General features: G+C 66.3%; 13 protein-coding genes, 1 tRNA gene and 2 pseudogenes. 11 read left to right on the top strand and 5 right to left on the bottom strand.

All coding sequences use genetic code 11. The annotated features are described in order from the left end of the window. The first annotated feature begins 29 nt into the window (after window positions 1-29). From KF730_RS15410 to KF730_RS15385, 6 genes and pseudogenes are all read left to right on the top strand, one after another. Entirely contained in the window at window positions 30-1826 is a 1797-nt protein-coding gene (locus KF730_RS15410; protein WP_294098802.1) for an aminopeptidase P family protein, read from the top strand. Continuing rightward, window positions 1793-1942 (top strand): hypothetical protein, encoded by a 150-nt coding sequence (locus KF730_RS15405; RefSeq protein WP_294098798.1) that lies wholly within the window; start codon window positions 1793-1795, stop codon window positions 1940-1942. Before KF730_RS15410 ends, KF730_RS15405 begins: the two co-directional genes overlap by 34 nt. Window positions 1943-2132: 190 nt before the next feature. Then, a tRNA-Thr gene (locus KF730_RS15400) sits at window positions 2133-2207 on the top strand. Between the two features lie 681 nt (window positions 2208-2888). Further along, complete coding sequence (locus tag KF730_RS15395; RefSeq protein WP_082737795.1) at window positions 2889-3638, top strand: LuxR family transcriptional regulator; 750 nt, start codon at window positions 2889-2891, stop codon at window positions 3636-3638. Window positions 3639-3720: 82 nt separating this feature from the next. Further along, window positions 3721-4347, top strand: coding sequence for an acyl-homoserine-lactone synthase (locus tag KF730_RS15390; protein WP_066656243.1), 627 nt, complete (start codon window positions 3721-3723; stop codon window positions 4345-4347). A 66-nt stretch (window positions 4348-4413) separates the two neighbouring features. Continuing rightward, window positions 4414-5118 (top strand): annotated as a pseudogene (locus tag KF730_RS15385) (phytanoyl-CoA dioxygenase family protein); the annotation flags it as partial. Between the two features lie 14 nt (window positions 5119-5132). Here the strand turns inward: KF730_RS15385 and KF730_RS15380 are convergent. From KF730_RS15380 to trbB, 4 genes and pseudogenes are all read right to left on the bottom strand, one after another. After that, window positions 5133-6107: pseudogene (locus KF730_RS15380) on the bottom strand (conjugal transfer protein TrbE); the annotation flags it as partial. Window positions 6108-6114: 7 nt separating this feature from the next. Beyond that, window positions 6115-6393: a VirB3 family type IV secretion system protein gene (locus tag KF730_RS15375; RefSeq protein ID WP_066798538.1), complete on the bottom strand. Its 279-nt coding sequence runs from the start codon at window positions 6391-6393 to the stop codon at window positions 6115-6117. Continuing rightward, the gene (locus KF730_RS15370) at window positions 6393-6722 is read right to left on the bottom strand and encodes a TrbC/VirB2 family protein (protein ID WP_294098786.1); all 330 of its coding nucleotides are present in this window, start codon (window positions 6720-6722) and stop codon (window positions 6393-6395) included. Before KF730_RS15370 ends, KF730_RS15375 begins: the two co-directional genes overlap by 1 nt. Beyond that, window positions 6719-7645, bottom strand: a complete 927-nt coding sequence (gene trbB / locus KF730_RS15365; protein ID WP_294099911.1) for a P-type conjugative transfer ATPase TrbB — start codon at window positions 7643-7645, stop codon at window positions 6719-6721. The genes KF730_RS15370 and trbB overlap by 4 nt, the downstream gene beginning before the upstream one ends. Window positions 7646-8108: 463 nt before the next feature. On the opposite strand from trbB, the gene KF730_RS15360 reads away from it, so the two are divergent. Then, window positions 8109-10022 (top strand): cytochrome c/FTR1 family iron permease, encoded by a 1914-nt coding sequence (locus KF730_RS15360; protein WP_294099909.1) that lies wholly within the window; start codon window positions 8109-8111, stop codon window positions 10020-10022. A 17-nt stretch (window positions 10023-10039) separates the two neighbouring features. On the opposite strand, the gene KF730_RS15355 is transcribed toward KF730_RS15360, so the two are convergent. Further along, entirely contained in the window at window positions 10040-10441 is a 402-nt protein-coding gene (locus tag KF730_RS15355) for a helix-turn-helix domain-containing protein (RefSeq protein ID WP_286713399.1), read from the bottom strand. A gap of 76 nt (window positions 10442-10517) precedes the next feature. Between KF730_RS15355 and KF730_RS15350 the strand changes: the two genes are divergently transcribed. The 4 genes from KF730_RS15350 (at window position 10518) to KF730_RS15335 (ending at window position 14138) form a co-directional block, all read left to right on the top strand. Next, the gene (locus KF730_RS15350; RefSeq protein WP_286713434.1) at window positions 10518-11168 is read left to right on the top strand and encodes a cation transporter; all 651 of its coding nucleotides are present in this window, start codon (window positions 10518-10520) and stop codon (window positions 11166-11168) included. 134 nt (window positions 11169-11302) lie between these two features. Beyond that, window positions 11303-11647, top strand: coding sequence for a hypothetical protein (locus KF730_RS15345; protein WP_286713398.1), 345 nt, complete (start codon window positions 11303-11305; stop codon window positions 11645-11647). A gap of 65 nt (window positions 11648-11712) precedes the next feature. Then, window positions 11713-12975 (top strand): TolC family protein, encoded by a 1263-nt coding sequence (locus KF730_RS15340; protein ID WP_294098780.1) that lies wholly within the window; start codon window positions 11713-11715, stop codon window positions 12973-12975. Next, entirely contained in the window at window positions 12972-14138 is a 1167-nt protein-coding gene (locus KF730_RS15335; protein ID WP_286713386.1) for an efflux RND transporter periplasmic adaptor subunit, read from the top strand. The genes KF730_RS15340 and KF730_RS15335 overlap by 4 nt, the downstream gene beginning before the upstream one ends. The last annotated feature ends 29 nt before the right edge of the window (window positions 14139-14167 follow it).

The following is a 14167-nucleotide window of genomic DNA, read 5'->3' as shown; positions in this document are numbered from 1 at the left end:
AACATTCGCGCGAAAACCAAGGGTGCACCATGTCCAGCTATACCGATCGCCTCCACGCGCTCCGCGAGCAATTGAAGGCCGACAGGCTCGACGGTTTCGTCGTCCCGCTCACCGATGAGCATATGTCCGAATATGTCGGCGCCTATGCCCAGCGCCTCGCCTGGCTGACCGGCTTCCAGGGTTCGGCGGGTTCGGCGGTGGTGCTGCCAAGCCAGGCCGCGATCTTCACCGACGGCCGCTACACGCTCCAGGTCCGCCAGCAGGTCTCGGCCGCCGATTGGGAATATGTGCCCGTCCCGCAGGTCAGCATCGCTTCCTGGCTCGGCGAGCACGCCCCCGAGGGCGGGCGGATCGGCTATGATCCGTGGCTGCACACCCGCGCCTGGGTCGAGGAAGCGAGGAAGGCGCTCGCCGAGAGGGGCGCCGAGCTGGTCGCGGTCGATACCAATCCGATCGACAAGGTCTGGCCCGGCAAGCCCGCCCCCTCGGACGCCACCCTGTCGGTTCAGGACGACGCTGCCGCCGGCAAGTCCTCCGCCGCCAAGCGCGCCGAGATCGCCGACTGGCTGCACGAGCGCAAGGCCGACGCCGTCGTCCTCGCCGCGCTCGATTCGATCGCCTGGGCGTTCAACATCCGCGGGCAGGACGTCAGCCACACCCCCGTCGCGCTCGCCTATGCCATCGTCAATGCGGACGGCACCGCCGATCTGTTCGTCGCGCCCGAAAAGATGACCGACGCCGTCGCGCAGCATCTCGGCAACGCTTGCCGGCTCCATCCGCGCGACGCCTTCGCCCCCGCGCTGGCCGGCTTCAAGGGCAAGCGGGTCGCCGCCGATCCGGGCAGCGCCGTCGCCGCGATCTTCGACGCCCTCGATGCCGGCGGCGCCAAAGTGCTCCCCTTGCGCGATCCGGTGATCCTCGCCAAGGCGATCAAGAACCCCGCCGAGATTTCGGGCCACAAGGCGGCGCAGGCCCGTGACGGCGCCGCGCTCAGCCGCTTCCTCAAATGGTTCGAGGAGACCGCGCCAGCGGGCGGCCTCACCGAAATGTCCGCTGCCGACAAGCTCCGCGCATTCCGCGACGAGACCGGCGTGCTCAAGGATCTGAGCTTCGACACCATCTCCGCCACCGGCCCCAATGGCGCGATCCCGCACTACAAGGTCACCGCCGAATCGAGCCTGCCGATCCAGCCGGGCGAGCTCTATCTGGTCGATTCGGGCGGGCAATATGCCGACGGTACCACCGACGTCACCCGCGTCATGCCGGTCGGTCACGCCTCGGAGGAAATGAAGGACCGCTTCACCCGCGTCCTCAAGGGCCATATCGGCATCGCCACCGCCATTTTCCCCGTCGGCACCTGCGGCGCGCAATTGGACAGCTTCGCCCGCGCGCCTTTGTGGGAAGTCGGGCTCGATTACGGCCATGGCACCGGCCACGGCGTCGGCAGCTATCTCTCGGTCCATGAGGGGCCGCAGCGCATCGCCCAGCCTTTCTATCCCGGCGGCCAGGCGCTCGAGCCGCTCAAGGCCGGCATGTTCCTCTCGAACGAGCCCGGTTATTACAAGGGTGGCGAATATGGTATTCGCATCGAGAATCTGGTGCTGGTCGTCGAAAAGCCGGTTCCCGGCGCCGAGCAGCCGATGCTCGGCTTCGAAACGCTCACCTTCGCGCCGATAGAGCGAACGCTAATTTTACCTAAGCTTTTGACTCAAAACGAACTTGCTTGGCTGAATGACTACCATTCGCGGGTGCTGCAGATTGTCGGCCCGCTGCTGAGCGGGGATGAGTTGCAATGGCTGGAAGCGAAGTGCGCACCGGTAAGCTGATGTGGTTCGCGGCGGGCGCCGCGAGCATGGCGATCTATCTGCTCGGCCCGCACGCGATCCTCGACCGCGCCTATGACATGGGTCATTCGGCGTCGGAGTGGGTCCGCACGCGCTGAGAATCACCCTGCGCCTGCTCGCGCGACTGTGCTTTCCGCTTGCGCAGATTGGTCCTGAGCGCCTCGGCCAATCGCGCCTTCTTCTCACTATCGGTCATGCCGATGCGATAAACCGGTCCGGCTCGGGTTGACAATCGCCTGCCCCCAAGCACATAGGCCCCTCCCGCCCGGGCCCCGGCCCGTTGCGAGTGCTGCCGTAGCTCAGTGGTAGAGCGCATCCTTGGTAAGGCTGAGGTCGTGAGTTCAATCCTCACCGGCAGCACCATTTCCCCGACCGAAATCAATGACTTACCGCCGCCTCCGAGTGAGGCGGCGGCGGGCCATCCCCCAACTGGAAGCATATCGGAAGCAGCAGGATTCGCGGCGCCGGATACGCCAGCGTAGGAAAATCGGGGTCCGGAAGGCGTATTCAGCCTCGAACCCGGCTCGACCAGACCGCGCGCTGCAGCCCCCGCGTCAGTGATTCGCATCGAGGCATTTCGGGTGAGTAGCAGCTCGCTGCGGCGGCTGAAGTTTGGGTCATTGAACTTGGGCGGGTTGGGCGGCTCTCGACGGTGGTGCGATACTTGGCATGGGCGAAAGTTTCCCAAATATGCAGATGATAGTCGGCCACGATTTGGAGTCCTCCAAGGCCCGGCGCCAAACTAAACTCCACTGGAGCAAGGCAAACATCTATCTCCATGATAGTCGCTCGCCCGCTTCTGCCGGATGAGCACGTTCCGCCTGTGATAATTTCGCGGATTTCCGACCGATCAACTGGTGAATTGGTCTGCTTCAAACCGCATCAACTATAGTTATTTGTTTACAAGGGAACAGTTTGGCGCAATCTAGCGCACACAATCGCTCGACCGGCTCCCTTGAGAAGTTGTTCGGCCATGAGCCCAGTATGGGGCGTATCGGGGGGAAAGCGGCTTGAGGTCCGCGCCCGCGTGCGGCCAGGGTGGTCATGCCGCGTTTCGAAGTAGCCGAAGTCTTCGTGAACAATGCGCGCTTCGCGCCGACGCGAGAGGCGCTGCACGACGCGCTGATCCAATCCTGTTCCGACATGGGCGTGCGCTACTTCGCGCTAACCCACCACATCGACTTCGGCAGGGAGGCGGGTCCGGCGGTCCGGCTCCACAATTATCCGTCGAGCTGGGAGGAATGGTTCGACGAACGCGGCCTCGGCCGCACCGATCCCATCCACAGGGCCTGCAACCTTGCCAGCGTAGGCTTCGCCTGGTCCGCTGTCCCCGACATGATCAAGCTGACGCCCGACGACAGGTGCGTGCTTGAGCGCGCCTATGAGATCGGGATCGGTCAAGGCTTCACCATTCCCGCCAGCGTGCCCGGCGAAGCCTTGGGGTCCTGCTCCTTCGCAGTCGATGCCGGACATGCCTTCCCCGACGAGTTCCAGTTCGTGTGCCAGCTGATCGGCGCGTTCGCATTCGAGGCGGCCAGGCGCATCTCCGGATCGCGCGACGTCCTGGCCGATCAGTCTCCCATCCTCACTGACCGACAGCGCGACTGCGTGCTCTGGGCGGCCCGCGGCAAGACCGATTGGGAGATCTCGGTGATCCTTGGCGTTGGCCATGAAACGGTGATCCAGCATCTGAAGCATGCCCGCGAGCGCTACGGCGTCCAGAAACGCGCCCTCCTCGCGGTGCGGGCGCTGTTCGACGGACTGATCAGCTTCTCCGACATCCTGAAGCACTGACGCTATCCCCATTTCTTGGAATACCGCCGACCGGCACTGATCGGGATGCTTGGCCCCTCGTCACTTCGAGGGGTTTTGCGCCATGGTTGTTCTCGTCGATTCCACTGTCGACACCGTTGCCGACACCGCGTTCCGGTCGATGTTCGCCGCGCGGAAAAGCGTCTTTATCGATCTGCTCAAATGGGACCTGCCGGTCCTGGACGGGCGCTATGAGATCGACCAGTTCGACGACCAGCACGCGCGCTACCTGATCCTCACCGACAGCGCGAACGAGCATCTGGCGTCGGCCAGGCTTCTGCCGACGACGCGGCCCCACATCCTGGACGGTCTCTTCCCCGCGCTGTGCGCCGGCGAAATCCCACGAGGCCCACGGGTCTGGGAAATTACGAGGTTCTGCCTGGGACGGCAGCTGCGCTCCGCCGAGCGGCGCCTGGTGCGCAATCAGCTCGTCTCCGCCCTGGCCATGCATGCGCTCGATACCGGCATCGATACCTATACGGGCGTCGCCGAGATGGCGTGGCTGCAGCAGATCCTGAGCTTCGGCTGGCAATGCCGCGCGCTCGGCGAACCCCTTCCCAACGGCCGCTGCCTGCTCGGCGCGCTCGAGATCGCGATCACGCCCGACACGCCGGCTGAACTGGCCGCAGGCGGCGTCTGGTCGCCCCTTACCGCCCACGACATGCGGGCGCGCCGCGCCGCCAACGCCTGAGGTATCGCCATGACACAAGATCCGAACGCCAAACCCGCCGGCTTCGACGCCGCGCTGGACCTGCTCATGACCCAGGGCTGGTGCGTCATCCCGAACGCGCTCCCTCGCGAGACCATCGATGCCCTCGATGCCGATCTCGCGCCCATTTACGAGGCGACGCCCTTTTGCGAAGGCGATTTCTATGGCGGCCGGACCAAGCGGTTCGGGAGCCTGCTGAAGCGTTCGCCGCATGCCGCCGCGCTGGCCATGGACGCGTTGATCCTCGCCGTCAGCGAGGCGGTGCTTTCGCCATGGTGCGACACGCTCCAGCTGAACCTGATGCAGGCGATCGCACTGCACCCGGGCGCCCCGGCGCAATTCCCGCACCGCGACCAGGATATGTGGCAGGGCGTGAAGGGCGAGGTCGAGTATCTCGTCAACGTGATGTGGCCGCTCACCCGCTTCACGGTCGAGAATGGCGGGACGATTATCTATCCGGGCAGCCACGGGGATGAAGCGCTCAAAGAGGAAATGCCCGAGCGCTCGATCGTCGCGGAATTCGGGCCGGGCGACGCGTTCCTGTTCCTGGGCTCGACGCTGCATGGCGCAGGCGCGAACCGCAGCGGCGAGGTCCGCAAGGCGGTCGTGGTCAGCTACTGCCTTGGATGGCTCAAGCCCTATGAAAACCAGTGGCTCGCCTATCCGCCAGCGATCGCTCGGGGCTTCTCGCCGGAGCTCGCCGCCCTGGTCGGCTACCGCCAGCACCGCCCCAACCTCGGCAACTACGAGGGCGTATGGCCGACCACGTCGCTGCCGAGTTCCTGGAGGGCGAGATCGGCGTCAGCCGCCTTGTTGGAAGCGTCGCTATCGACCAACACGGACGCCTCGTTGGTCATTACCTCCTTGAGGATCGCGGCGATCGACTTGCGCTTCGCGAACCATTGGCGGCGGATGCGGGACAGGAGCTTGGTCGCGTCGGTCTTGTCGAGCGTGATCGCGCGGGTGACCCAGCGATACGGGAAGGCGAGCCGATTGAGGTCGTCGAGCAGCCCGGGGAAGGTCGCGCTCGGAAAGCCGGTCACCGTTAGCGTTCGGAGATGCTGGCTGCCGAGCCTTGGCTCGAGCCCGCCGACCAGCGTCTCGTCCGCCAGGATCGAGTCCAAATACATTGGGATGTCGGGCACGCCGACGTGCTGGCGCTTGGTCGAGACGGTCGAGTGAAGATAGGTCAGCGTTTCGCCGTCATCGAGCCAACGGGCCTCGGGCACGAACCCTTCGAGCAGCTGGAGCAGCCGCGTGCTCCGATCGACGAAGCTGGCGAGCAACTCATGGGGATCGACACCGCTGCGCGATCGGCCTTCATAGAGCCAGCCCTCCGCGCGCGCTGCGTCCTCGGGCGGGGGCATCCATTGCAGCGTCAGGAAATATGCGCTCTCGAAATGCGCACCTTCCTCGGCGAACTGCTCGCGGCGTTCCCGCTCGACCAGCGCCGAGGCAGGGTCCGGGAAGCGGTCGTCCGGATAGTCGAGCGCGGGAACGCGCTGCGCTTCGAAGAAGATCGCCCACCCCGACCCAAGCCGCCGGAGCGCGCTGTTGAGCCGCCCCGCGGTCGCGACCAGCTCAGCGGGCGTCGCCGAATCCAGGTCCGGCCCACGGATCGCGGCTGTCCGCTGGAACGAGCCATCCTTGTTGAGGACGACGCCCGGCGCGATCAGGGCCGCCCAGGGCAGGAAGTCGGAAAGGGTCGTGCCGCGCGCACGATATTCGCGGAGGAACATCATCGCAGCCTCACGCGCGCAGGAAGGCGGGGTAGCGCATATGGCGCCGGCCGACTTCGAGGAACTGGGGATCCCGGCGCGCTGCCCAGACGGCTGCCGCATGGCCGACTGCCCAGATGAGCAGTCCGACCAGCCACAGCCGCAGCCCCAGCCCGACCGCACCTGCCAGCGTGCCGTTGACGATCGCAACCGAGCGCGGCGCTCCGCCGAGCAGGATCTGCTCGGTCAGCGCGCGGTGGACGGGCGCGAAATAGCCGGGAATGGCCGCGCCGGGATCGAGCGTTTCCATCAGATCAACGCCCCGCCGCCGAAGCTGAAGAAGCTGAGGAAGAAGGAGCTGGCCGCGAACGCTATGCTCAGCCCGAACACGATCTGGATGAGGCGGCGGAAGCCGCCCGACGTCTCGCCAAAAGCCAGCGTCAGCCCGGTCACGATGATGATGATCACTGCGATGATCTTGGCGACGGGTCCTTCGATGCTCTCCAGGATCGACTGGAGCGGGCTCTCCCAGGGCATCGACGATCCCGAGGCATGGGCGGGGCCGGCTGCGAGCGCGACCAGCGCGCAGGTGGTGAAGGCCGCCGCGCGATTGCGGGCGGCGGAAAGCGAGATGTTCATTCGATTTCTCCGTGGTCAAGGAAATGGAGGCGGTATTCGCCAGAGGGTTCGAGACCTTCGACGCGGGCGAGCTCGGCGAGACGGCGGCCGGCGCCGTCGCGCACCAGCACCGCGATCAGGCCGATGGTCTCGGCGATCAGCGGGCGCGGGACGGTGGTGACGGCTTCCTGGATCAGCTGCTCGAGGCGGCGAAGCGCACCGAGGGCGGTTCCGGCGTGGATGGTCCCGAACCCGCCAGGATGGCCGGTGCCCCAGGCCTTGAGGAGATCGAGCGCCTCCGCGCCGCGGACCTCGCCGATCGGAATGCGGTCCGGGCGCAAGCGCAACGACGAGCGCACCAAGTCGGACAGTGTTGCGACCCCTTCCTTGGTCCGCATCGCGACCAGATTTGGCGCAGTGCATTGCAGCTCACGCGTATCCTCGATCAGAACGATGCGGTCGCTGGTGCCGGCGATCTCGGCGAGGAGGGCGTTGGTGAGTGTGGTCTTGCCGGTGCCGGTGCCGCCCGCGACCAGGATATTCTCGCGGGCGACGACGCTGGCGCGAAGCGACGCACATTGCCCGGATGAGATGATGCCGGCGGCCACATAGTCATCGAGTGTGAAGACGGCGACTGCGGGCTTGCGGATGGCAAAGGCCGGCGCAGTAACCACCGGTGGGAGCAGACCTTCGAAGCGCTCGCCCGTTTCCGGAAGTTCGGCCGAAACACGCGGGGAGCGGGCATGGACTTCGCTACCGACATGGTGCGCGACCAGCCGGATAATCCGTTCGCCGTCGGCGGCCGAGACCATTTCGCCGGTATCGGCAAGCCCGGTGCCGAGGCGATCAACCCAAAGGCGCCCATCAGGATTGAGCATGACCTCGACGATCTCGGGGTCGTCGAGCCAGGCGGCGATCGCGGTGCCCAGCGCCGTCCGCAGCATGCGCGCGCCGCGGCGCGAGGCTTCGGATCTGGCTGTTGCGGTCACTTATTGACACCCTGGCTTCGAACCGAAGCGAAGTGCTCCGGCGACAGGGGTGACTAAGGGGTGACGAAAATCCGCCAGCGCAACAGCAACTTGCTGCCGTCGTAGCCTAGCGAAAGGTTAGAAGGGTTCGGCGGGCTCGCGCGCCGGTCGCAACCGGCTCTGTGCCCACCAACAATGACGGAGGAAGATGGGATCGCGACTCGCAAGCGGCAGATTGCATGTCCGGCAGATTCGCCGATCGGGCATAGCGACGAACCAGTGCGGGGCGCTGGCCAACGATTATCCACTTGACCCTCTAGCTGGTAGAGGGTCGATAACGCGAAGCATTCTTAACTAGAGTGTTTCCATGGCCCTGATATCGATCGCGCCTTCCCATCGCACCTACGCGGCAATCACCAGGCAGAGTTGGCTTGCCTTGATGGCGGTGCTGGCCCTGCTTTGTGCGGGTCCGGCCTGGGCGAATGACGCAGAGGTGCAGACCACCTGGCGGCTGCTCGACTATGTCGCGGTCGATTACGGCGGCGCGGTCGGTGGCGGCCGCGTCATCAGCCAATCCGAATTTGCCGAAATGAACGAGTTCGCGGGCCAAATCGTCTCGCGGCTAGGCCAGCTGCCGGACAAGCCGGCGAAGGCGGGATTGCTACGAAGCGCCTATCAGTTGCGGGCCTCGGTCGCGGCGAAGGCCGATCCAGCCTCGGTCGCGTCTCAGGCGCGTTCGCTCGCAGCGGCTTTGCTGGCCGTCTATCCCGTGCCTCTGGCTCCGACATCGATGCCGGACCTCGGTCGCGGCGCGACGCTCTACGCGCAGAACTGCTCGTCATGCCATGGCGCGGCCGGTGACGGCCACGGGCCGAACGCCGCCAAGCTGAATCCGCCTCCGATCGCGTTCACCGACCAGACGCGCGCGCGCCAGCGCAGCCTGTTCGGACTCTATCAGGTCATCACCCAGGGCCTCGACGGCACCGCGATGGTCAGCTTCGAATCCCTGCCGAGCGAGGATCGCTGGGCGCTGGCCTTCTATGTCGGCGGCTTTGCATTTCCACAGTCGCAAGCCGCAAGGGGCGAGGCAGTCTGGCGCGACGATGCGGCGATCCGCGCGCGCTACCCCAACCTGGCGGCATTCATCGGCGCGACCCCGGCAACGCTCTCCGCCGATCTCGGGGCCGGCAAGGGCGAAGCCGTCACGGCCTATCTTCGCCGCCATCCCGAGGCGATCGCCGCGGCACCCACCGGGTCGCTCAGCCTGACCCGCGAGCGGCTTGCCGCCAGCCTCAAGGCCTATGCTGCCGGCGACCGGAAAGCCGCTTCCGATCTTGCACTCTCGGCCTATCTCGACGGGTTCGAACCGGTCGAGCCGATCCTGCGGGCGCGCGACGCCGCGCTGATGGCCCGGATCGAAGGCGCGATGGGCGATCTACGCGCGGCGATCAGTGCCGGCCGGCCGCTGGCCGAGGTCGAGGCCTCGAACAAGCAACTCGCCGTCCTGTTCGGCGAGGCTGAAGCGGCGCTCTCGCCGGACCGCGCCAGCGCCGCCGCGACCTTCTTCGGGGCCTTCGGCGTTCTGCTCCGCGAAGGCCTGGAAGCCTTGCTAATCGTCGTTGCGATGATCGCGTTCTTGCGCAAGACCGACCGCCCAGAGATGGTCGGTTTCGTCAATGGCGGCTGGATAGCAGCACTCGCCGCAGGCGTGCTGACCTGGTTCGCCGCCACCTACCTGATCGCCATCAGCGGTGCGTCCCGCGAGCTCACCGAAGGGTTCGGATCGCTGTTCGCGGCGGTCATCCTGCTGACCGTCGGGATCTGGATGCACGGAAAGAGCAATGCCGAGTCCTGGCAGCGATACATCAAGGAGAAGATGACGAACGCGCTCTCCCGTCGTTCGGGCTGGTTCCTGTTCATCCTCGCATTCGTCGTCGTGTACCGCGAGGTGTTCGAGACGATCCTCTTCTACGCCGCGCTCTGGGCGGAGGGGAATGGCGTCGCCTTGCTCGCCGGGGCGCTGGCCGCGGTCGGCCTGCTCGCGCTGATCGCATGGGCCATGCTGCGCTTCAGCACCAGTCTGCCGATCACCAAGTTCTTCGCCTGGAGCTCTATCCTGATCGCGGTGCTGACGGTTGTGCTTGCCGGCAAGGGCGTGGCCGGACTTCAGGAAGCCGGCATCATCGGCGTCCAGCCCTGGGCCTGGGTACCGCGCATCGAGGTCCTCGGCCTGTTTCCCACGCTGCAGACCGTGCTGGCGCAGGCTGTCGCCCTGGCGATCCTCGTCATCGGCTTCTGGTGGAACGGCCGTGACCGCGCCGGTGTCGCCGACGCCGGGACATCTGCTGCGTAGCCAATACCGGGTGACGATCAGTGCGTCGCGGCAGACGGACCGAGCGCTTCGATGATGCGGCACTCGGAAATGGCGCCGTGGCCGCATTGACTGATGATGCCATCGAGCTCGCGCCGCAGCGCCTGAAGGTCGGCGATCTTGCGGTCGATCTGCGACAGATGTTCGCGGGCGACGACATCGACGGCGCTGCACGGCTGATCCCGGTCGTCGGCCAAAGTGAGCAGGGCGCGGACCTGGTCGAGCGTGAAGCCGAGATCGCGGGCCCGACGCACGAACGACAGCCGCGCGAGGTGAGGATGCGAATAGTCGCGATAATTGCCGTCGGTCCGCTCGGGTGCCGGTAGCAGGCCGATCTTCTCGTAGAAGCGTATCGTCTCGACCTTGGTGCCCGTCGCGCGGGCGAGTTCGCCGATCTTCACCGAATTATCGCCTTGACCCTGTAGTGACTTCAAGGTCCATATGGGCCGTCGTACCGCTCCCGTCGAGGTGAACGACATGGTTTGCAGCAGCTGCGCTTCTGAGACGACCGACCCCCGAGCGGACAAGAGATGGCGGACGGTCCTGTGGATCGCGCTCGCCGTCAATCTGACGATGTTCCTCGGCGAGATCGTCGCTGGCATCGCCTCGGGCTCCCGAGCGCTTCAGGCCGACGCGCTCGACTTTCTCGGCGACAGCGCGAACTACGCGATCAGCCTGGGCGTCGCCGGCATGGCGCTGCGCTGGCGCTCGCGCGCCGCGGTCGTGAAGGGCGCGACGATCTTCGCGTTCGGCGCCTATGTGCTGGTGACGTCGGTGCTGGCTGCTCTGGGGGACGGCGTGCCGCGCGCGGAGACGATGGGGATTGTCGGCGCGATCGCGCTGGTCGCCAATGGCGGGGTCGCGCTGATGCTGTACCGGTACCGCTCGGGAGACGCGAACATGCGGTCGGTCTGGATCTGCTCGCGCAACGACGCGATCGGCAATCTAGCGGTGCTGGCAGCCGCCGCGGGGGTCTTTGGCACCGGTTCGCAATGGCCTGATCTTGCCGTCGCTGCAGTCATGGCAACACTTGGCCTGGTCGGCGGTGCGCAAATTCTGCAACAAGCAAGTAATGAGTTGCGTGCACCAGCAAAAGGTGAAGTTGAGTCACACACAGTCTCTGCATGACGCTTGGTGATGAAATAACATGCGCCGGTTCGGACGCGATCAACTATTCGCGCATAATAAAATGACTACGGCAGGCGAATAGCGTGCGGAAAAACTCTTTCGTGCCACCTCGCCATCGGCTACAGGGCTGCCCAATGCGGAAGCTGCTCGCCTCGATCGCAAGCCTGATGCTGGTCCTGACGCTTTGGTCGGGTTTCCAGGCATCGGCCGCCTATGCCTCGGAGACCGCGGGCTGCATCACTGCCGTCGATGGCGATGCCATCGGCCACGCGCCAGGCGATGGCGACGAGGTTCCCGGCGACAGCGACAAGGCGACGCCGCACCACCACAATTTCAACCACAGCCACGAGCTTGGCGTTCCGGTTACGCAGCCGATTGCCATGCCATTCGTGCGTGCAACGATGAAGGCCGGAATAGCGCCGAGCGCGCCGCCGGTCGAATTCACGCCCAACCGCGACCTGCGGCCTCCGATCGCCTGACTTCGCCGTCCCTCCGCGTGCCTAGCGCGCGGGGTTTTTTGCGAACGTCAGGGAGAATCCCACTTATGTCTCGTCTCATCGCGGCGCTTCTCGCCGCGGCGTCCTGCGCAGGAATTGCGCAGGCGCAGACCGCACCGCCGATAGAGGCGCGTGACGTCACCACACTGAATCAAGCGCTCACGCTCGCCGGCGTGTCGTCCCCCAATGTCGAAGCAGCCGAAGCCGGCGTCAGTGCCGCCGAGCAAGGCCGAACCGTCGCCGGCCTGCGGCCCAATCCGAGCGTCTCGGTCGAGTTGGAAAATGTCGCCGGAACCGGTCCATATCGCGGGATCGGAGAGTCCGAGACCACTGTAGGCTTCGCACTGCCACTCGAACTCGGTGGCAAGCGCAACGCGCGAGTCGGCGTAGCGAATGCCCGCCTCGACCGGGCGCGCCTCGAATCCGCCGTCACGATTGCGGACCTGAGGCTGCGGGTCACGCAAGCCTACATCGTCGCGGTCGCGGCAGAGCGGCGGCTGATCGTGGCGCGCGAGCAGCTTCGCATCGCCGAGGAGGCGCTGCGCGTTGCGTCCGACCGGGTCATGGTCGGCGCCACCTCCCCGATCGACGAGCAGCGTGCGCAGGTGCAGTTGGTCAATGCCCGCACCGACGTCGAGCGTGCCGAGCGGACGGTTGGGGTCACACGGAGCAATCTGGAACGCTTGATCGGTCAGCCGATCGCCGGGGATCTCGACCAGGCATGGTTCGACCGGACCGGCGTCTTCGGCCCCACGGCCCCGATCAATATCGAAGGCACGCTGTCCTATGCCGTGGCGTCCGCCGACTATTCGATCGCCGACGCCAATGTCCGGGTCGCCCGTAGCCAGCGCATTCCCGACTTGACGCTCAGTGCCGGCACGCGTCGGATCGAGAGCAGCAACAGCCAGGCGATGGTGTTCGGCGTCTCGGTCCCGCTTCCGCTCTTCAACCGAGGCACGGCGAGCGTGGCGCAGGCCAATGCCGAACGGACGCAAGCCGATGCGAGGCGCCGGGGTGTCCGCCTCGATGTCGACGCCGCGATCGCGGATGCGACCGCGGACCGCGACAATGCGGCCGCAGCGGTACGCGCCTCCGGGCCTGCGCTCGAAGCCGCCATCGAATCGGCGCGGATCGCCCGCGTCGGCTACGGCCAGGGCAAGTTCGACCAGCTCATCCTGATCGACGCCGAACGGACCCTGCTCGAGACCCGCATCGCCCAGATCGATGCACTCGCTGCCTATCATGATGCCGAAGCCCGCCTGGCGCGCCTGACGACGCCGGCCCCTTCGCTTTCCGGAGACATGCAATGAACTTCAATGACAAGCGCCTCCTTGGCGGCGTCAGCGCGGCCGTGCTCGTCGCCGCGGTGGGGGGCTTCTCCGTCGCTCGCATGACGGCGCCATCGGCACCGGTGGCTCAGGAAGCCGCCAAGGCGGAACCGGCCAAGGCAGAAGCGACGCCTGACAGCGTCGCCATGACCGCCGAGGCGATCAAGTCGGCAGGCATCGAGACCGAAACCGTCAATGCTGGCGGCCTCGGTGCCGAGGTAGTCGCGCAAGGCACGGTCACCGCATCGCCAAACGGCGAAGCGGTGGTCACCGCCAGAGCGGGAGGCGCGGTCATCCGCGTCTTCAAGCGCCTTGGCGACAGCGTCCGTGCGGGCGAACCGCTCGCGATCGTTGAAAGCCGGGACGCGGCCCAGCTCGCCTCCGAGCGGACGGTTGCCAATGCCCGGGCCGAGCTGGCCCGCAAGAATCTCGAACGCGAACGGTATCTAGTCCGGCAGCGTGTTTCGGCGCGGGTCGATCTCGAGCGTGCCGAGGCGGACTATGCTGCGGCACAGGCCGAGGTGCGTCGAGCCCAGGTGTCCGCTGGCGCAGCCCGTGTCACCAGCGATGGTCGCGGCGTGATCGTCACGAGTCCGATCTCCGGCCGGGTCACGGTTGCCACCGTGACGCTGGGTGCCTTCGTCCAGCCCGAGGCGGAACTGTTCCGTGTCGCCGATCCGCGCCTGGTCCAGGTCGAAGCGTCTGTGGGCTCGGTCGATGCGGCCCGTATCGCACCGGGCGACACCGCCGTGGTCGAGATGCCCAACGGCCGCACCGTCAATGCGCGGGTCCGCGCGGTGACCCCGACTCTCAACGGCGAGACGCGTGCCGCGACTGCGGTGCTCGACGTCGATGGCGGGGAGCTGCAGCCCGGTCTGGCGGTTCGCGTCCGTCTGAAGCCGAGCCGCGGCGAAAGCTCGACGGCAATCGTCGTGCCCGAGGAAGCCGTTCAGTCGGTCGAGGGCCGCGACGTCGTGTTCGTCCGGACCGCCGCCGGCTTCAAGGCGGTTCCGGTATCGCTCGGCCGCCGCAGCGCGGGCCGGGTCGAGATCCTGAGCGGCCTGTCGAACGGCCAGACGATCGCGACGCGCCAGGCGTTCCTGCTCAAGGCCGAGCTCGGAAAGGGCGCCGGTGAAGAGGAATGACGCTGGCGCCAGCGCCACGAGCGACAGCA

The organism is Sphingomonas sp. (assembly GCF_019635515.1).
Lineage (GTDB): Bacteria > Pseudomonadota > Alphaproteobacteria > Sphingomonadales > Sphingomonadaceae > Sphingomonas.
This window is presented reverse-complemented; position numbering and strand designations above follow the sequence as displayed.